The sequence below is a fragment of the Salmonella sp. SAL03688 genome (genome assembly GCF_046551895.1).
GTDB lineage: Bacteria > Pseudomonadota > Gammaproteobacteria > Enterobacterales > Enterobacteriaceae > Salmonella > Salmonella enterica.
In genome coordinates, this window is record NZ_JBGDVI010000018.1 from 87,115 (window position 1) to 104,695 (window position 17,581).

Here is a 17,581-nt window from a genome sequence, read left to right on the forward strand (position 1 = left end):
AGTTTTGCAAATGCCATCTACGCTTAATGTTAAGAAGGTGTATCACCGGACACGTTGATCTTCTGACCAATAAAATGGCATGAGAGTTGCTTTTTTTCCTTAGCAGAGACGGCGTTCAGTCTACCTCTTCCGGGAGCCTCTACTATTCATATGAACGGCTCTTAACATGTGCGAAAAAACGAAAGGATGGCATATCATGAATATATTCGATCACTATCGCCAGCGTTACGAAGCTGCCAAGGACGAAGAGTTCACACTGCAGGATTTTCTTACCATTTGTCGGCAAGATCGCAGTGCTTATGCCAACGCGGCAGAGCGGCTATTAATGGCTATCGGCGAGCCTAATATGGTCGACACTGCCCAGGAACCCCGACTTTCCCGACTCTTCTCCAACCGGGTTATTGCTCGCTATCCTGCGTTTGAAGAGTTTTACGGCATGGAAGACGCGATTGAACAGATTGTCTCTTATCTGAAACATGCGGCGCAAGGGCTGGAAGAGAAGAAGCAAATTCTCTATTTGCTGGGACCTGTGGGGGGTGGCAAATCATCGCTCGCTGAACGGCTGAAATCGCTAATGCAGCGCGTGCCAATTTATGTTTTAAGCGCCAACGGCGAGCGTAGTCCGGTCAACGATCATCCGTTATGCCTGTTTAATCCGCAGGAAGACGCGCAGATTCTGGAAAAAGAGTACGGTATTCCGCGCCGCTATCTCGGTACGATTATGTCCCCGTGGGCGGCCAAACGCCTGCATGAGTTTGGCGGCGATATTACTAAATTCCGCGTGGTGAAAGTCTGGCCCTCCATTCTGGAGCAGATTGCCATCGCCAAAACGGAACCCGGCGATGAAAACAACCAGGATATTTCGGCGCTGGTCGGCAAGGTGGATATTCGTAAACTCGAACATCACGCCCAGAACGATCCGGATGCGTATGGTTACTCTGGCGCGCTGTGCCGCGCTAACCAGGGGATCATGGAGTTCGTCGAGATGTTTAAAGCGCCTATTAAGGTGCTGCACCCCTTGCTGACCGCAACTCAGGAAGGTAACTACAATGGTACGGAAGGTATTTCCGCCCTGCCCTTTAATGGCATCATACTTGCCCACTCAAACGAATCTGAATGGGTGACTTTCCGTAACAATAAAAATAACGAAGCGTTCCTCGACCGTGTCTATATTGTGAAGGTGCCTTATTGCCTGCGAATCTCCGAAGAGATCAAAATCTACGAGAAACTACTTAATCATAGCGAGCTGGCTCATGCGCCCTGCGCGCCGGGCACATTGGAAACGCTTTCGCGCTTCTCGATTCTTTCCCGCCTGAAAGAGCCGGAAAATTCCAGTATTTACTCGAAAATGCGCGTTTATGACGGTGAAAGCCTGAAAGATACCGACCCCAAAGCTAAATCGTACCAGGAGTATCGCGACTATGCGGGTATGGACGAAGGGATGAACGGTCTCTCCACCCGATTCGCCTTTAAGATCCTCTCCCGCGTATTCAACTTCGACCATGCGGAAGTGGCGGCAAACCCGGTACATCTGTTCTACGTTCTGGAACAACAAATCGAGCGCGAGCAGTTCCCGCAGGAGCAAGCTGAGCGTTATCTGGAGTTCCTGAAAGGCTACCTGATCCCGAAATACGCCGAATTTATCGGCAAGGAGATCCAGACGGCCTATCTCGAATCTTACTCTGAGTACGGGCAGAACATTTTTGATCGTTACGTGACTTATGCGGATTTCTGGATTCAGGATCAGGAGTATCGCGACCCGGATACCGGTCAACTGTTCGATCGCGAGTCGCTGAACGCCGAACTGGAAAAAATTGAAAAACCAGCGGGTATCAGTAACCCGAAAGATTTCCGTAATGAGATAGTAAACTTTGTCCTGCGCGCCAAAGCCAACAATAGCGGCCGTAATCCAAACTGGACCAGTTACGAGAAGCTGCGCACGGTGATTGAGAAAAAAATGTTCTCTAATACTGAAGAGCTGTTGCCGGTCATTTCTTTTAACGCCAAAACGTCGACTGACGAGCAGAAAAAGCATGACGACTTTGTCGATCGGATGATGGAGAAAGGGTATACCCGTAAGCAGGTTCGTTTGCTGTGCGAGTGGTACCTGCGCGTGCGTAAATCGTCGTGATGTTAATGCCCGGTGGCGCTTGCGCTTACCGGGCCTACAAAGTAATGTTCTGTAGACTGGCTAAGCGTTAGCGCTATCCGGCACTGACAGAACAGGCGCTCAGTTGGCAGTACGGGGGGCATATGACCTGGTTCATAGACCGACGTCTTAACGGCAAAAATAAAAGCACGGTGAATCGCCAGCGCTTTTTGCGCCGTTATAAAGCACAAATTAAGCAGTCGATTTCCGAAGCGATTAATAAACGCTCTGTGACCGATGTCGACAGCGGAGAGTCCGTCTCTATTCCAACCGATGATATTAGCGAACCGATGTTTCATCAGGGGCGCGGCGGTCTGCGCCATCGCGTCCATCCGGGTAACGATCACTTTATCCAGAATGATCGCATTGAGCGTCCGCAAGGCGGTGGCGGCGGCGGTTCCGGCAGCGGTCAAGGTCAGGCCAGCCAGGACGGCGAAGGCCAGGATGAGTTTGTTTTTCAGATTTCAAAAGATGAGTATCTGGATCTGCTCTTTGAAGATTTAGCGCTGCCTAATCTGAAGAAAAACCAGCATCGCCAGCTTAACGAGTATAAAACTCACCGCGCCGGTTTCACCTCAAACGGCGTACCGGCCAATATCAGCGTGGTACGTTCGCTACAAAACTCTCTGGCGCGCCGTACAGCAATGACGGCAGGAAAACGCCGCGAACTGCACGCGCTGGAAACGGAACTGGAGACCATCAGCCACAGCGAACCAGCGCAACTGCTTGAAGAGGAGCGGTTACGTCGGGAGATTGCCGAACTGCGGGCTAAAATCGAGCGGGTGCCGTTTATCGACACCTTTGATTTACGCTATAAAAATTATGAAAAACGGCCTGAACCCTCCAGCCAGGCGGTAATGTTCTGTCTGATGGACGTCTCGGGTTCGATGGACCAGGCAACCAAAGATATGGCCAAGCGTTTTTACATTCTGCTCTATCTGTTTTTGAGCCGAACGTATAAGAACGTAGAAGTGGTTTATATCCGCCACCATACCCAGGCGAAGGAAGTGGACGAACATGAGTTCTTTTATTCGCAAGAGACCGGCGGGACGATTGTCTCCAGCGCGCTTAAACTCATGGATGAAGTAGTTAAAGAGCGCTACGACCCCGGTCAGTGGAACATCTATGCGGCGCAAGCGTCAGACGGTGATAACTGGGCCGACGATTCACCGCTGTGTCATGAGATTCTGGCGAAAAAGCTGCTGCCGGTAGTGCGCTATTACAGCTATATTGAGATTACCCGCCGCGCCCACCAGACCTTATGGCGCGAGTATGAACATCTACAGGCGACGTTCGATAACTTCGCCATGCAGCATATTCGCGATCAGGAGGATATTTATCCGGTATTCCGCGAATTGTTTCAGAAACAGAGCGCCAATCAAAACGTATAAATAAACCCGCCCGTTCATATGTCGGGCGGGTTTTAATAAACCTGGTGTTCGGTTTTTATGACTGAAGCAATTACCCGCGAATAGTCTGAATGAAGGTATTCCGGCATATCGGGTAATTTAACCCATTAATAGAATTCCATCATGTTAATAACACCAAGGCCAAGACCAAGGCCCCAAATGTCCTGGTTGCTCCACTCCAGGAGGAAGAATGTGACAGGCATGGACTGTATCAAAAACATGATCCAAAACATGTGAAAAAGGATCATCCGCCATCGCCGACGACGTAAAACCTGCTGCCAGTAATGCAAAAAATAAAATCACAGCCATCTCTTTAAATCGTTTCATAGCGCCTCCGAACGGAAGTACATTATTATCCTTACCACTTCACACTCCTTTCATCATCATAATAAAGGTTATTTTCTTTTTGTCACAAATAGATCAGTATTATTGATTAAAAATTTAGTTTTTATCACAATAGTCACACATGAAAATATAAACACAGCGTATTAATTGGTTTATTAAACCGAGAATGAGTTTTATTCCTGCATAGCACACGTTTTATTTTTAAACAGTCTATTAGAGGAATTCTCATCGCTATGGTAAACTAACGCATCCGACTTTCAGGGCTGTAGTTCATCATGAATTTGCATCATAAAGCGCTCAGGCACTTTATCTCAGCAAGCGTCATCGTTTTGACATCGTCCTTCCTGATTTACGAACTTATTGCCAGCGACAGGGCAATGAATGCCTATATGCGTTATATCATGGAGAGAGCCGATTCGTCGTTTTTGTACGATAAGTACCAGAATCAAAGCATCGCCGCACATTTGATGCGAACTTTTGAAGCGCCGGGAGATCCCGTCACTGCAGAAAAACGCCGCGCGTTTTGCGACGCCTTTGAGGCCATTAACGGTACGCACGGCGTCAACCTGACCCGGCATAATTATCCGGCGCTACATGGTACCCTGCAAACCGCCGCTACACAGTGTACCGATAATCTTGATGACGCCCTTTTACTGCCTGCATTTGATCAGGCGGTAAGCATCAACCGTTCGCAGGACGACCACAGTCACGGGCTGGGCACACTGGAGCTTAAATTCCGTTATTACGTTGATTTAAATAAACATTATGTCTATTTCTATGATTTAATCAACTCACGGCGCTTCGCCATGCATCGTTGGACTTTTTTACAAAAAGGCACAATGGGTATTAACAGAAAAGATATAGATAAACTTTTTACCGGCCGTACGGTTATTTCAAGTATTTACATGGATGATATTACCCAGGAAAACGTCATGAGCTTTTTAACGCCAGTCTATCTGGCGGGAACGTTAAAAGGTATCGTGATGGTGGATGTTAACCAGGATAATTTAAAAAATATTTTTTATACCCAGGACCGTCCGCTGGTTTGGCGTTATCTTAACGTAACACTAAAGGACATGGACTCCGGAAAAGAAATTCTTATTAATCAAAGCAAAAATAATCTGTTTCAATATGTGAATTATAGCCATGATATCCCTGGTGGACTGCGCGTTTCGTTGTCCCTTGATTTAACCTATTTCCTTGTCTCGTCCTGGAAAGCGCTGGCCTTTTACTTACTGGCAACGGCGCTCCTGCTTAATATGGTACGGATGCACTTTCGGCTTTATCGCAACGTCACACGCGAAAATATTAGCGATGCCATGACCGGGCTTTACAACCGTAAAATATTAACACCGGTGCTGGAACAGCGACTGCAACGCCTGGTCAATACCGGGACGCCGGTGACATTTGTCGCTATTGATTGCGATAGGTTAAAACTGATCAACGATACCCAGGGGCACCAGGAAGGCGACCGAATTATAACCCTGTTGGCGAAAGCGATTAAAACATCGATTCGTAAAAGCGATTACGCCATTCGCCTCGGCGGCGATGAGTTCTGTATTATTCTTGTTGATTACGCGGCGGATTTGGCTATCCATCTGCCGGAGCGTATTATTCGTAACCTGCAAATTATCGCACCGGATAAGACAGTCCATTTTTCTGCCGGGATTTATAATATGCAGCCCAATGATACGATTAATGATGCCTACCAGGCTTCCGATGCGCAGCTCTATCTGAACAAACAACAAAAACAACATCGTTCATCATAGTGCTTCGCAGTAAATGTTCATATTGCACCAGGAGTGAGAAATGGCCGAAATGACTGAAGTCGCGAAGGGTGTCGCTACACACCAACGTTTAGTGGTTTTATTAACCCAGGAGAACGCGCGCTATCGTGTGGTGAACCATGAAGCGGTAGGAAAATGCGAAGCGGTATCTGAAATACGCGGTACTGCGCTGGGCCAGGGCGCAAAAGCGCTGGTCTGTAAAGTCAAAGGCAACGGCGTCAACCAGCACGTTCTTGCTATTCTGGCGGCCGATCAGCAAGCCGACCTCTCTCAGCTTGCTTCACATCTGGGCGGCTTACGCGCTTCCCTTGCCAGCCCGGCGGAAGTCGATATGCTGACCGGCTGCGTTTTTGGCGCGATCCCGCCTTTCAGTTTTCACCCTAATCTGAAACTGGTCGCCGATCCGCTCCTGTTTGAGCGTTTCGATGAAATTGCCTTTAATGCCGGCCTGCTGGAAAAATCAGTCATTATGAATACACAGGACTATCTGCGCATCGCCCGACCAGAACTGGCAGTCTTCCGCCGCTTTCAGTCATCGCCAACGGCTTAGTCCCCTCCCTCTTCAAGGAGCAATACCGACACAACGATAATGATAAAAATGGCGAAAAACGACGCCGTAATCATCAGCGCTTCAAGAAACGGTGGATCGTACATAATTGTATCCTCAGGAAGACAACAATGACGGTTCACCTGTTAGCAATACGCGGCGTTGATGACAATTTAATGATAACGCCGTTTTTCACGTAGAGATTGTCTTTCAGGCAGTTGCCTGAAATCCGCATCAATCGTTAAAAAGGCCTGTGCGCTTTGCCGTTTGGGCGTAAAGTAGTCAGGCTTACTTTTTGGCAAGGAAACCATAATGTTTGATGTCACTCTGCTGATCCTGCTCGGACTGGCAGCTCTGGGATTTATCAGCCACAACACCACTGTCGCCGTCTCAATTCTGGTGCTGATTATTGTCCGCGTAACCCCGTTGAATACCTTTTTTCCCTGGATTGAAAAACAGGGACTCACCGTCGGGATTATCATTCTGACCATCGGCGTAATGGCTCCCATCGCCAGCGGAACCCTACCGCCCTCCACATTGATCCACTCTTTTGTGAACTGGAAATCGCTGGTCGCGATTGCCGTCGGCGTTTTCGTCTCCTGGCTGGGCGGTCGCGGCATTACGCTGATGGGAAACCAACCGCAGCTCGTCGCCGGGCTGCTGGTCGGTACGGTACTTGGCGTCGCGCTGTTTCGCGGCGTGCCGGTCGGCCCACTGATTGCGGCGGGGCTGGTCTCTTTAATTGTGGGGAAGCAGTAACTCGCCCGTCAGATACTGGCCTGGCGTCTGCCCCAGGCCTTTTTTAAACATGGTAATGAATGCCGTGGTGGAATCATAACCCAGCATTTGCGCCGTCTGCTGTACATTACGTCCCGCGATCAGCGCTTGTAGCGCCAGGATTAATTGCAACTGATGACGCCAGCGACGAAAGCTTAGCCCCGTCTCTTTGACGACCAGCCGGGCAAGGTTACGCTCGCTCATCGCGAATACGCTGGCCCACTGCCCTAATGTATTCCATCGCGCGGGCTCCTGCGCCATTGTCTCAACCATTTGGCGAATTTTAGGATGCCCTGATACCGGTAATTGCAATTGTTCCTGCGGCTGCTGCGGCAGTTCATCAAACAACACCTGAATAAGGCGCTGCGTTGGCATTTGCGCTCTTTCGGGATCGGTTCTGCGCGCCAGCGATAAAATCAACTCCCGGCATAACGGCGAAATTTTCAGCGTGCAGCAACGCTCCGGCATGACGACCGCTGCAGGTTCAATAAATAAAAAGCACAGTTCCGCCCCTGCGGTCACATGATTACTGTGCGGCAGCGAGCCGGGGAGCCAGACGGCATACTGGGGCGGAACCATCCACATCGCATTTTCCACCTCGCAGGTAATCGCGCCGTGCAGAGCGAGAATCAACTGTCCCTTGCGATGCTGATGGCGAGGGCTAAACAGTTCATCATCCCTGGCGCGAATACAAAAGGCCACAGCGGCATCGTGGTGAAGGTCGGGATCGTAACCGTCCAGTCTCAGGCCAATCATTATATTGTCCGATTTTAGCGATAAATTGTCATTTTAGCTTGATTCATCCAAACAGTAAAAACTGTTAAGGTATCGCCTCGCCTGACGAGATGAGAAAACGATGACGACAGCCCTTTCACCACGCGGCAAACAGGGCGCTTTACTGATTGCCGGTATTTTGATGATAGCCACTACGCTGCGCGTAACATTTACCGGCGCTGCACCGTTGCTGGAGACAATCCGTTCGGATTACGGTCTTTCCACCGCCCAGACGGGCCTGCTAACAACCTTGCCGCTTCTGGCGTTTGCACTGGTTTCGCCGCTGGCGGCCGGTATTGCCCGCCGGTTTGGGATGGAACGCAGTCTGTTTGCCGCAATGCTGCTGATTTGCGCGGGTATTGCCCTCCGCTCCCTGCCCTCCTCTGCATTGTTGTTTGCCGGAACTGCCATTATTGGGTGCGGGATAGCGCTGGGTAATGTGCTGCTACCAGGATTGATTAAGCGCGATTTTTCACAACATGTCGCCAGGCTGACGGGCGCGTATTCATTGACGATGGGCGCCGCCGCCGCGTTGGGGTCTGCGCTGGTGGTTCCGCTGGCGTTGCACGGTTTTGGCTGGCGCGGCGCGCTGTTAATGCTAATGCTGTTTCCGCTGTTGGCGTTTCTTATCTGGTTGCCGCAGTGGCGCACTACCCGCTCAGCTAACCTGAGTAGCTCCCGGGCATTCCATGAACGCGGTATCTGGCGTTCGCCTTTAGCCTGGCAAGTTACGTTGTTTCTGGGACTTAACTCACTGATTTATTATGTGATTATCGGCTGGTTACCAACAATACTCATCAGCCACGGTTACAGCGAAGCACAGGCAGGATCGCTACATGGCCTGCTGCAACTGGCGACCGCGGCGCCTGGGTTAGCTATTCCGCTTATTTTGCCTCGCTTTAACGATCAACGCTGGATTGCCGCGCTGGTCTCACTATTGTGCGCGGTGGGCGCGGCGGGGCTTTGGTTTGTGCCGGGCCAGGCGATCATCTGGACGCTACTGTTCGGCTTCGGTTCAGGCGCGACGATGATCCTCGGCCTGACGTTTATCGGCCTGCGCGCCAGTTCGGCGCATCAGGCGGCGGCGCTTTCCGGCATGGCGCAGTCGGTCGGGTATTTACTGGCGGCATGTGGGCCGCCCGTCATGGGAAAACTTCATGATGCCAGCGGTAGCTGGTATCTGCCGCTATCGGGCGTAACGGTTCTGGCTATCATCATGGCGATTTTCGGCCTCTACGCCGGACGCGATCGAGAGATAGCGTCATAAATAAACCTGATACCCACTTGAATGCCTGATGACGCTTCGTTTATCAGGCCTGATCCATTAAAATCATTACCGCTATCCGACAAAAGTACCGTAAGCGACACCATCACAGGAGGGAAAAATGCGAATCCAGTGTAAGCGCGTCTATTTCCCGGCGGAAAAAGACGATGGTTATCGGGTATTGGTTGACAGGCTATGGCCACGCGGCATTAAAAAATCGGCGCTGGTCTATGATGAATGGAATAAGGCCATTACGCCATCCACCGAATTGCGCAAAGCCTTTCATAGCGAACTGATTGATTTTAACCACTTCGCGCAGCAATACCGGGCAGAACTTGCGCAACAGCATCACGAAGGCAAACGGCTGGCGGATATTGCCCGACACCAGCCGCTAACGTTGCTATACGCCGCTAAAGATACTCGCCAGAACCATGCCATTGTGCTGGCAGAGTGGCTACGAGAGCTGTGATTGTCGTGCCGCCGCCTGGCCTGGTTGTCTGTCCGGGGACAACGGCATCAAATGTTCTGCTCGCACCCAGGCAAAACCGTGCTGACCATCGGCGGAGGCTACGTCGCCCGTAACCAGCCACAGCGCCCGAGGCGCTTCTTTCGGCAGTAAGGTGACGTGTCCATTTACTGGATTAATGAATTCATCTCCGGGTTGGCACAGGCAAAATAGCTCAACCGATTTACCAATATTCTGCCGTCCGGCGGGTGTTTTAGCGCCAATAACTATTGCCAACGCGCCCGGCTTTAACTGAAACATATTTTCTTGCGCCGCATGAAACTCATTATCAGATTGTTCTTAATCATATCCCGTCGGACCGCAGGTTGTCACTTTTTCGTATCAGGGTGCTCTCTGCGCCATAATGTCCACTCATCAATGATTTCGCCATTGGGCAATTTGCAATCGGAACGCACGCCTTGTGGGGTCTGCACCGGCATCAGCGTACCGCCCTGTTGCTCACAGTAGACGGCTGCCGGATTAGGCATCCCAATAAGCGGCGGCCTGGGGGCGTTGGGTTGCGACGATGAACAAGCGCTCAGCAGCAATACGCCTGGCAACGCAATCCACGTAAATTTCATAACAACTCCTTAAAGCGATATTTTATCCAGGATAACCTGGCGGGTACGCTATTTCCATACTTTCTGTCAGCGCTTTAGCGGGTGTTTATCCCGGGTTAAGTCAGTAATAGCCACGCCCTGTCACAAAGCAACCGACCTTTTGTCGCTGAGAAAACCCTGCTATTCTGGCGCCCCCTGAACAGTGAAGGTAATAGCATGAGAGTGGGTATCCTCTTCCCTGTCGTCATTTTCATTACGGCAATATTATTTTTGGCATGGTTTTTTATTGGCGGTTACGCCGCGCCGGGAGCATAACCATGAGGAAAACAACGATGGTGTTGATGGGCATCGCGCTAATTGCGGTGGCGGGTACCGAACTGGGCTGGTGGTAAATTCATTTTGAATAATAAAGGCTACCTGTCGTAGCCTTTATTATCTCTGAAAGTTCTGCGTTTAGCTTTTGATTTTTCTGTAGATTAACAGCACGACAATCGCGCCGATCACCGCGACTGCAAAGCTGCCGAAGTTGAAACCATCCACTTTGCCAAAGCCAAAGAACGTACTGATCCATCCTCCGACTACCGCACCAACGATCCCCAGAATGATCGTCATAAAGAATCCGCCGCCATCTTTACCTGGCATGATCCACTTAGCCAAAATACCCGCAATAAGTCCAAAAATAATCCATGAAAGAATGCCCATTTTTTCCTCACTTATGTCTTAACGTTAGCGGTTTATTTGCCGTTAAAAAGAATAGCACATCGTCAGGAAAGTGAAGTTTGTGATATCCATCACCTTTTAGCGCCATGGATAAAAGCGCATAAATATCAGGGTTGCAATCATTAATGATAACGATTATCTTTATCAACACCGAGTAGTTGAGTTTATAACCCACCTGTTCGGTACGACATTGCTCACATTGCTTCCAGTATTATTTGCCCGCCTCACCGAGTGCGGGCTTTTTTTGCTAACTGCTATCTATCCCATGCCGAATTCATGGTCTTTTTCAGCCGCGCTATTTTGCGTGATACGGGGTCATCTCCAGCGCAGTACATTCATCCTGCTTGTCCTGCTGCATAAACACCACGGTCACCATAAACAAACCGATCATAAATGGCACTTCATAAAGCTCTTCAATCAAATCTGTGTAACGAGCGTTATGCAGGAATATCGGCGACAACCACCGATGATGCTCGACAGTGTCGGAAATCAGATATGAACATGCCGTCACGGTAAACAGCCACAATGGCAGAGGAGCGTCCCGTAGGCGACGAACAATCTCCTTACGGAGCCCGGCAGAAAACAGGACTGGCAAGACTAACGCAGCAATTAATATCACTGAAATCGTTCTGAACAGCATACGCGGCTCGTCAGGGAAATAGTCACGCCCCCAACTGGTGCTTCTACCCAATAGCACCACCCACCAGACAACAGCCCATAGCCAAAACTGCTTTGCCCCTTCGGGACGGGAAAGTGGCCGTATATACCAGGCGGTAAATAGCGCCCCAAACAGTAACCATAACGCTTGTCCGTTTTCAATCCATCGGACCACCACGCCGTTAAGCAAAGGCAATTGCCAGTCCGCCGTAAACGGGATGACCACAGCGGCAAGCGCAAGAGTAAGTGCTGACGAAGTTAATCGGGTATCGAGTTTCATGATTATAAGACTCTTCTGGTTTTTAATACCCAATCATAAGTTTTATGAATACGCTCTCATTAGCAAACAATGCGATATTCTTAATGTTTTCTTAATGTTTCTTTTCAACCCATGTCTGATGTAAATAAACAGCGCTTTTCAATACGCAAAAACCGCATCACGTTGGCGACGCGCGATGCGGCTTCTGATTTAAAAAATCACTTTATATCAAATAGATACTACAATATCCTTACCAACCGCAAACGTCGTGTTCGTTTTCGGTATCGTAGGAACGCACGGTATTGACCAAATCCTTCACAACTTCTGCTGCAACTTCAGGTACCAGCAACGTCATCGGTGCTTCCGTTTCATAGTCCACAGAGACGCCGTTGCTATTATTCGTGACCGTGACAGTATAAGTAGCTTTTCCCATTATTATTCTCTCCCGGCATGAATGACTTTTCGTGAGGTCGCCCCTTCCATCAGTACTTCCGGCGCGACAAAAAAGTCGATGTTAAAATAGGTATCATCCGTCATGACCTCAATATTGTGCCACTTTTCCGGAGGAAACACGCCAAACTCGCCGGCATTGATCACCATGATCTCTTCCGGCTCAGAGCAATGTTCATCAGCGTATCCGAGATATTTGACCGCCCCCTGCATCACCGAGAGGCGAGGATAAACGCCGGGTCGCGTTCCCTTATCAAGGTGGCGTTCGAAAATTCCGGCAGGCGCCGTCTCTTTGTTCCAGAAGGGCGTGGAACGTGTATGGATATGATTTTGTGGAATTTGCCGCATTTGCTTCCCTCTTCCCGCAGGTTACTCAGCGATAATCTCATCGCTGTCGTAAAAAGGTTACGCTCCAAAAACAGCATTTTAAATACCATTTATTGGTTACTATTTTGCTGTTTTCCACGCAATAAAACCGAAAGGAGAGCAATGACCCGCCGTTGACGACGGGTCCAGGGGGTTAAGACTGGAGCGTTGCCAGCCGGGCGGCAAATCCGACGAAAAGAAGGCCAATCAAAGAATTGCCCACTTTTGCCAGTTTCTTTTTGGTACCAATATAGTGGGTTACAAAAGCGCCAGAAAGAATTAAAAAGCTCAGATAGCAAAAACTGACGATTTCAAGGGTGGTGGCCAAAATAAAAAATGACACGCCAGTATGCGGCGCAGTAACGTCAATAAATTGCACAAAAAAGGAAACATAAAAAAGTATGGCTTTAGGATTCGTCAGGCTAAGAATTAAAGCACGCTTAAAAATAGCGCCAAAAGGAACTACCGTTTCCGTCGCCGCACGCCCTTTTGAGGTCAGCGTGGCGTAAAGGATTTTTGCGCCAAGGTAGAGCAGATAAAACGCGCCGAGATAGCGAACAATGTTAAACAGAACCGGCGTTGTTTTGATCAGCGTCGCCACGCCCGCATACGCCAGAAACATTAATATCGCATCGCCGATAAACACGCCGCATGCGGCAAGATATCCTCCTTTAACCCCGCGTCCCACGCTGTTTTTAAGCACAAAAAGCGTATTCGGCCCCGGCACCAGAACGATAAAAATCGCCCCGACCAGGTACGTCCAATAATTCAGAACACCATACTCCGCGAACACATTAACCTCTTCCTGAAAACATTTACGCTTAGCTGCGAAACAGTATGCTAACGAATGCACCGGAAGATGGGAAGCGAAACCACGTCTCTCCAGGCCGCTATTCCGCCACGCTTATATCCACATCACCCAAAAACGTTCTTGTATCGCGCCCCCCCGCAGGCAATCACCAGGTATTGGCCCACGTTTCCTCATGGGGAATTAACGCGCGCGTCGCACCAAAGACAGAGATGCCAACACATCACTGATATCGCTCTCATTCAGATTCGGCGCATTAAAGTGCGTTCTCAGCCACACCATATCCTCATGGCTGAAAGCGCCGACCATCAGGCGCTGGCTGATAATGATCAACATTTGATTATCAAGTTGTCGAATACGTTGCCGGGTGACCGACAAGGTTTGTATCGGAAAGGAGGGTTCTGAGCCGGTTCGCCACTGCGCTAAATAGCGGTACTGTATCGCTTTACTGGCATCCATTAGCGAACGAATAAAAGGGATTATCGAATGCGGGTCCAGACCGTTATTTTTCGCTTCTTCTTCAGCCTCGGCAAAAACATTTTGTTCACGCGTGAAATCCTCTATCGGCAGATGGTGCTTCATTTTATAAGCAGCCACATCTTTCATTAATAACATGCGTTCATTGAGCGCGGTTAAGAGCGCGCCAAGCGATACCGACGTTACCGAATCGGCAAAAGTGGTGCTGCACATCAATAAAGAACAAAGAAAAATGGCGATATGACGAATCATTAATCAACCTCCTTTTACGGAGGCCTGACAGTAATTTACCTTTATTAAGATAACATTAAGTAATTATTACAGATGGGTATTAATGCTTATTCGTTTAAACTGGAGTGATAAAAAGAACAGGCCGTTGATTCTACGGAATCTTCACCTTCACTTAAAGTGTATAAAATATACAACAAATCACACAAATGTGATGCACATCACGTTTTTATGATTTTTTATTACGGTTTTATGATATAGGTCTAATTTTAATAGGTCACTAATTTCTCTCCCCCGCTCAGGGAGATCGGCTTCAATTTACATCGAATATGGTGAAATATGACTACCATTACACTAGTCAACGAACAAAATAGTACTGGCAATCCTTTTTCTGCACATATGTTATGTGAACAGCGAGCTATTCAGGAAATTACTTACGAACTATTGCAATCGCAGCAGCATGTCTCAAATAAGGATATCATCGCCAAACTTATTGAAAAACTGGAAACAGAAAAAGACGTAGTGCAGCTTGATATTTACCGTAATGCCTTAGAAGCCGTTTTGTTTCAGACACCTGACGACATCTAATATATACCCAAAATAATTCGAGTTGCTTAAAGGCGGCAAGGGAGTGAGTCCCCAGGAGCATAGATAACTATATGACTGGGGTGAACGACAAATCTGCCGGGAGCAGATTTGAACGTCGCGTGCGACGGCCCGTCAGGGCGAGGCCCATGGATGGGCCGAGTAATCCGTAGCCAACACATAAGCAACTTGAAGTATGAAGGGTATAAACAAGGGAGGGGGTTACTCCTCCCCTGTTCGTTAATAATGCAGATGCCTCAACGTGCGGTGCCTGATTTTTCGTAGCCGTTTGCATGGATTTGCGGTGCAACATGCTGCATGCTTTCTGGCATCTCATGCTGCCGGTATACGGCTGGCAGTAATGTTAAACCTGAACCATTTTTCACATGAAGACTAAATTTACCCGATTCTTTTAAAGCCTGAATAAGATTTTCCTGCGCGGGAGTTAATGTCTCATCATGCCACAGAACAATATGCTCGAAAGACGTTGATAAAAGATCGGGCATCGGCGCCTGCCAGGGGATGACTTCAACTCGCATACCTTCACTACAATATTTAATCGTTTCCAGCCATAGCTCAATGGGGTCGTTCAGCGAAAACGCAGCAATAAGCATTGTGCCTGCTGGCGCCTTTCGTACGCTACTTAGCTGGAATGTGGCGTATTCAATAATCGCAGTATCCAGTAATGCCTTTTCAAATCGGCGTGCATCATCATCGCCTGCGGACAACCACAGCCGTAAAGGACGCAGTATTGACTCAATTACGATACACGGCGGAATTTCCCGACCATAACGCCAGAGTAATTTTCGCAATTTGGCGGGTTCGAATTTTCTACACTGCGCTAAAATCTCTTCCTGGTAGAATAACCATCCCGAGCGGCAATGCGTTTCTTCACCATAGAGGGCAGGTTTAATCTCTTTTAATGAGAAGCCTTTGCTTAACGCGTCGATAATATGCTGTATTCTGATAGCATCTTCTATGCAATAAAAACGATTGCCAGCTTCATCTTTGGTAGGTTGAAGCAGGCCATAGCGTTCCCAGGACCTGATATTTGCTGTTGTGACACCACACTGCGCCGCCATTGCGCTAATACTAAAAGTAGCCATGCCTGTCTGGCCTCATGATGATGTAAGAAAGCATAGTGAACCTAAACGCCATCAGAAGCAAATCATTATTAAGCAATGACCTTACTATTTACGCGGGAAATTACATTATCAACATTATTTATTGTAAGCCAGTGCATAAAAGCTTTAGAGACGGACAGTATTTGATAATCCAGAACTGTTCTACAACCTAATTTAGTCAGAACATGGTAGCGTACTGAGTAAATAGTTTTTAAATGTACATTTAGCTCACAGCTTATTTGTCGGATATCCATTCCTTTAACAAGCATCGCCAAAACATTTCTTTCATTCGCCGTTAATCTGACTTTCTCTGACCTGGGAAAAAATTGACCAGCAGCGGCCAAAATCAGTAACTCACGCCACTCAGCAATAGAGGCATCGACCTTTATTCGATATATAGCATGATGTTCATCAATAAAGTTATATTCATTGTGGGTAACAATTCCAATGAGTACCGTTTTAAATGTGGAAGTAATATACTGCTGTACGGTGTAGTAATCGTCGATATCAAAAATAATATAATTTACGTTGCCAGCTATTATTGCGACGTCCTTAAATAAGGACTCCAGACCATAATTAAGAAACAGGTTTTCGCTCAATAGTCTTGTATCTGTCTTTAAAACAGATGATGCGGAACCAGTCATATCCACCTCAACAAAACGAGAGCCATGTGGGAATATCCATTCGATGGCCCGCATAAGATCATCTGCTTACTTCAGCGATGAGAACCTATTAAGTAGTAGTTGAGGAACGCCGTTTGCGCAACCTGACAGACGTCCTGGGGCATCTTATGTGAACTGCGTGGGGATGTGCGCTTTGGCAAAATCCACAAAGTGTACGACCGCAGTCAGCAAAATATGCCAGTCCTGTTGCTCCAGACCTAAATATTCACGCTGCGCCGCACGCAACGTAGCAGCATACTCTTCTGGCAACTGAGGTAACAGCCAGTCAGCCGCCGCATCCTTAGAGGTAAATCTCCCGGTAGAAAGGGTGTACCAGATACGCGCCAGGGTTAAAACGATATGATACTCATCTCCCTGCACATCTGCCGTGGATTGCCAAAGGTCGAGGGGATAACGCAAGGCCTTCAGCAACTGCGCCGCAGGGGCTGGCGTGAACAGCCGTTCCGCGCGTTCTCCCTTTAGCGGTATACTGGTTTCCAGAATCTGGGTTATCAATAACACAATGTCCCAGTCCTGTTGCGCTGGTTCATAAATCCCCTGATAAATGTCCTCTCTTAGCCACTCGCCAAATTGCATTTCCCGGGAAGGTGGAAAACACCAGGGAACCAGCTGCGAATAAAGCACGACAGTGACCTCCAGAGCGCGTTTTTCTGCTGACGCCCCCGGCGGCGATGAAAGCGCCAGCAATTCCTGCATCAGCGTTGCGCGTTGGGTCTCCGTCAGCGGCTGGCATATTGTCACCAGCAGATCAATGTCGCTGTTTGGCTTCAGACCGCCCGCGACAGCGGAACCATATAAATGAATAGCACGCAACGTATCGCCTGTGACACGAGTAATCAGGCGACACGCCGCTTCCGTTTGGCATTGAATCGAGGGCGGTATGGGCAGCGTCATCATCGCTCCGGGGGCGCAGGTATTTTTTATATTGATTGCCAGAAATATGGCATAACGGCAGAATAAATATCCTCCGGCATAGCCGGAGGTTTTTCTGATGCGCCTGTAAGGCTCTCTTACCAGCCGCGCCCTAACAGGCGCATACGATCTGACATTTGCATCAAACTTCGTTACTTACGGCCCGTAAACGGGCTGCCCGGATAAGGGATCGAT

At 48.7% G+C, this 17,581-nt stretch carries 23 protein-coding genes and 1 pseudogene; 10 read left to right on the top strand and 14 right to left on the bottom strand.

What is annotated here, in order from left to right; genetic code table 11:
* Nucleotides 1–196: 196 nt before the first annotated feature.
* Together yeaG and ACLJR2_RS17455 are read left to right on the top strand one after the other, a co-directional pair.
* Entirely contained in the window at nucleotides 197–2,131 is a 1,935-nt protein-coding gene (gene yeaG / locus ACLJR2_RS17450) for a PrkA family serine protein kinase (protein WP_219829033.1), read from the top strand.
* Nucleotides 2,132–2,253: 122 nt separating this feature from the next.
* The gene (locus ACLJR2_RS17455) at nucleotides 2,254–3,540 is read left to right on the top strand and encodes a YeaH/YhbH family protein (protein WP_000219713.1); all 1,287 of its coding nucleotides are present in this window, start codon (nucleotides 2,254–2,256) and stop codon (nucleotides 3,538–3,540) included.
* A 144-nt stretch (nucleotides 3,541–3,684) separates the two neighbouring features.
* Here ACLJR2_RS17455 and ACLJR2_RS17460 read toward each other — a convergent pair whose 3' ends face one another.
* The gene (locus ACLJR2_RS17460; protein ID WP_024134150.1) at nucleotides 3,685–3,885 is read right to left on the bottom strand and encodes a hypothetical protein; all 201 of its coding nucleotides are present in this window, start codon (nucleotides 3,883–3,885) and stop codon (nucleotides 3,685–3,687) included.
* A gap of 293 nt (nucleotides 3,886–4,178) precedes the next feature.
* On the opposite strand from ACLJR2_RS17460, the gene dgcJ reads away from it, so the two are divergent.
* On the top strand, nucleotides 4,179–5,672 hold the full coding sequence (gene dgcJ / locus ACLJR2_RS17465; RefSeq protein ID WP_001048661.1) for a diguanylate cyclase DgcJ: 1,494 nt from the start codon (nucleotides 4,179–4,181) through the stop codon (nucleotides 5,670–5,672).
* Between the two features lie 49 nt (nucleotides 5,673–5,721).
* Nucleotides 5,722–6,240, top strand: a complete 519-nt coding sequence (locus tag ACLJR2_RS17470; protein ID WP_161976003.1) for a YbaK/prolyl-tRNA synthetase associated domain-containing protein — start codon at nucleotides 5,722–5,724, stop codon at nucleotides 6,238–6,240.
* Here ACLJR2_RS17470 and yoaI read toward each other — a convergent pair.
* The gene (gene yoaI / locus ACLJR2_RS17475; RefSeq protein ID WP_000272237.1) at nucleotides 6,237–6,344 is read right to left on the bottom strand and encodes a small membrane protein YoaI; all 108 of its coding nucleotides are present in this window, start codon (nucleotides 6,342–6,344) and stop codon (nucleotides 6,237–6,239) included. The genes ACLJR2_RS17470 and yoaI overlap by 4 nt on opposite strands.
* A 205-nt stretch (nucleotides 6,345–6,549) precedes the next feature.
* Here yoaI and ACLJR2_RS17480 point away from each other — a divergent pair, with 205 nt between their 5' ends.
* Nucleotides 6,550–6,996: a DUF441 domain-containing protein gene (locus ACLJR2_RS17480; protein WP_000460698.1), complete on the top strand. Its 447-nt coding sequence runs from the start codon at nucleotides 6,550–6,552 to the stop codon at nucleotides 6,994–6,996.
* Here ACLJR2_RS17480 and ACLJR2_RS17485 read toward each other — a convergent pair.
* On the bottom strand, nucleotides 6,976–7,770 hold the full coding sequence (locus ACLJR2_RS17485) for an AraC family transcriptional regulator (RefSeq protein ID WP_000579793.1): 795 nt from the start codon (nucleotides 7,768–7,770) through the stop codon (nucleotides 6,976–6,978). The two genes, ACLJR2_RS17480 and ACLJR2_RS17485, sit on opposite strands and share 21 nt — an antisense overlap.
* 100 nt (nucleotides 7,771–7,870) lie before the next feature.
* On the opposite strand from ACLJR2_RS17485, the gene ACLJR2_RS17490 reads away from it, so the two are divergent.
* Nucleotides 7,871–9,055, top strand: a complete 1,185-nt coding sequence (locus ACLJR2_RS17490) for a CynX/NimT family MFS transporter (RefSeq protein ID WP_001534685.1) — start codon at nucleotides 7,871–7,873, stop codon at nucleotides 9,053–9,055.
* Between the two features lie 118 nt (nucleotides 9,056–9,173).
* Nucleotides 9,174–9,521 carry a DUF488 domain-containing protein gene (locus ACLJR2_RS17495; RefSeq protein ID WP_001222530.1) on the top strand — a complete coding sequence of 116 codons (348 nt, stop codon included), beginning with the start codon at nucleotides 9,174–9,176 and terminating at the stop codon, nucleotides 9,519–9,521.
* Here the strand turns inward: ACLJR2_RS17495 and ACLJR2_RS17500 are convergent.
* Nucleotides 9,507–9,818 carry a hypothetical protein gene (locus tag ACLJR2_RS17500; protein WP_000487126.1) on the bottom strand — a complete coding sequence of 104 codons (312 nt, stop codon included), beginning with the start codon at nucleotides 9,816–9,818 and terminating at the stop codon, nucleotides 9,507–9,509. The two genes, ACLJR2_RS17495 and ACLJR2_RS17500, sit on opposite strands and share 15 nt — an antisense overlap.
* 68 nt (nucleotides 9,819–9,886) lie before the next feature.
* The gene (locus tag ACLJR2_RS17505; protein WP_000673490.1) at nucleotides 9,887–10,138 is read right to left on the bottom strand and encodes a DUF333 domain-containing protein; all 252 of its coding nucleotides are present in this window, start codon (nucleotides 10,136–10,138) and stop codon (nucleotides 9,887–9,889) included.
* 195 nt (nucleotides 10,139–10,333) lie between these two features.
* Here ACLJR2_RS17505 and ACLJR2_RS17510 point away from each other — a divergent pair, with 195 nt between their 5' ends.
* A complete protein-coding gene (locus tag ACLJR2_RS17510) occupies nucleotides 10,334–10,432 on the top strand; it encodes a YoaK family small membrane protein (RefSeq protein WP_001589065.1) in 99 nt (32 codons plus the stop codon).
* A gap of 138 nt (nucleotides 10,433–10,570) precedes the next feature.
* On the opposite strand, the gene ACLJR2_RS17515 is transcribed toward ACLJR2_RS17510, so the two are convergent.
* The 6 genes from ACLJR2_RS17515 to ACLJR2_RS17540 form a co-directional block, all read right to left on the bottom strand.
* Nucleotides 10,571–10,819, bottom strand: coding sequence for a GlsB/YeaQ/YmgE family stress response membrane protein (locus ACLJR2_RS17515; protein ID WP_000512149.1), 249 nt, complete (start codon nucleotides 10,817–10,819; stop codon nucleotides 10,571–10,573).
* A 313-nt stretch (nucleotides 10,820–11,132) separates the two neighbouring features.
* Nucleotides 11,133–11,774, bottom strand: coding sequence for a hypothetical protein (locus tag ACLJR2_RS17520; RefSeq protein WP_001532438.1), 642 nt, complete (start codon nucleotides 11,772–11,774; stop codon nucleotides 11,133–11,135).
* 229 nt (nucleotides 11,775–12,003) lie between these two features.
* Entirely contained in the window at nucleotides 12,004–12,186 is a 183-nt protein-coding gene (locus ACLJR2_RS17525; RefSeq protein ID WP_000513733.1) for a DUF1869 domain-containing protein, read from the bottom strand.
* Between the two features lie 2 nt (nucleotides 12,187–12,188).
* Nucleotides 12,189–12,551 carry a DUF1971 domain-containing protein YeaR gene (gene yeaR, locus ACLJR2_RS17530; protein ID WP_001248993.1) on the bottom strand — a complete coding sequence of 121 codons (363 nt, stop codon included), beginning with the start codon at nucleotides 12,549–12,551 and terminating at the stop codon, nucleotides 12,189–12,191.
* Nucleotides 12,552–12,723: 172 nt separating this feature from the next.
* Complete coding sequence (leuE, locus tag ACLJR2_RS17535; RefSeq protein WP_000457190.1) at nucleotides 12,724–13,362, bottom strand: leucine efflux protein LeuE; 639 nt, start codon at nucleotides 13,360–13,362, stop codon at nucleotides 12,724–12,726.
* Nucleotides 13,363–13,560: 198 nt separating this feature from the next.
* Nucleotides 13,561–14,106 carry a chorismate mutase gene (locus ACLJR2_RS17540; RefSeq protein WP_000617977.1) on the bottom strand — a complete coding sequence of 182 codons (546 nt, stop codon included), beginning with the start codon at nucleotides 14,104–14,106 and terminating at the stop codon, nucleotides 13,561–13,563.
* An 82-nt stretch (nucleotides 14,107–14,188) separates the two neighbouring features.
* Here ACLJR2_RS17540 and ACLJR2_RS17545 point away from each other — a divergent pair.
* Nucleotides 14,189–14,343, top strand: a pseudogene (locus ACLJR2_RS17545) (hypothetical protein).
* A 78-nt stretch (nucleotides 14,344–14,421) separates the two neighbouring features.
* The gene (locus tag ACLJR2_RS17550; RefSeq protein WP_000208086.1) at nucleotides 14,422–14,670 is read left to right on the top strand and encodes a biofilm/acid-resistance regulator YmgB/AriR; all 249 of its coding nucleotides are present in this window, start codon (nucleotides 14,422–14,424) and stop codon (nucleotides 14,668–14,670) included.
* Between the two features lie 254 nt (nucleotides 14,671–14,924).
* Here ACLJR2_RS17550 and ACLJR2_RS17555 read toward each other — a convergent pair whose 3' ends face one another.
* The 3 genes from ACLJR2_RS17555 to aadA all read right to left on the bottom strand — a co-directional run bounded on the left by ACLJR2_RS17555 (nucleotide 14,925) and on the right by aadA (nucleotide 17,368).
* Nucleotides 14,925–15,773, bottom strand: coding sequence for a MerR family transcriptional regulator (locus ACLJR2_RS17555; protein ID WP_000190263.1), 849 nt, complete (start codon nucleotides 15,771–15,773; stop codon nucleotides 14,925–14,927).
* Nucleotides 15,774–15,841: 68 nt separating this feature from the next.
* The gene (locus ACLJR2_RS17560) at nucleotides 15,842–16,435 is read right to left on the bottom strand and encodes a helix-turn-helix domain-containing protein (RefSeq protein WP_001534706.1); all 594 of its coding nucleotides are present in this window, start codon (nucleotides 16,433–16,435) and stop codon (nucleotides 15,842–15,844) included.
* 144 nt (nucleotides 16,436–16,579) lie between these two features.
* The gene (aadA, locus tag ACLJR2_RS17565) at nucleotides 16,580–17,368 is read right to left on the bottom strand and encodes a cryptic aminoglycoside nucleotidyltransferase ANT(3'')/ANT(9) (RefSeq protein ID WP_106086749.1); all 789 of its coding nucleotides are present in this window, start codon (nucleotides 17,366–17,368) and stop codon (nucleotides 16,580–16,582) included.
* Nucleotides 17,369–17,581 lie beyond the last annotated feature (213 nt).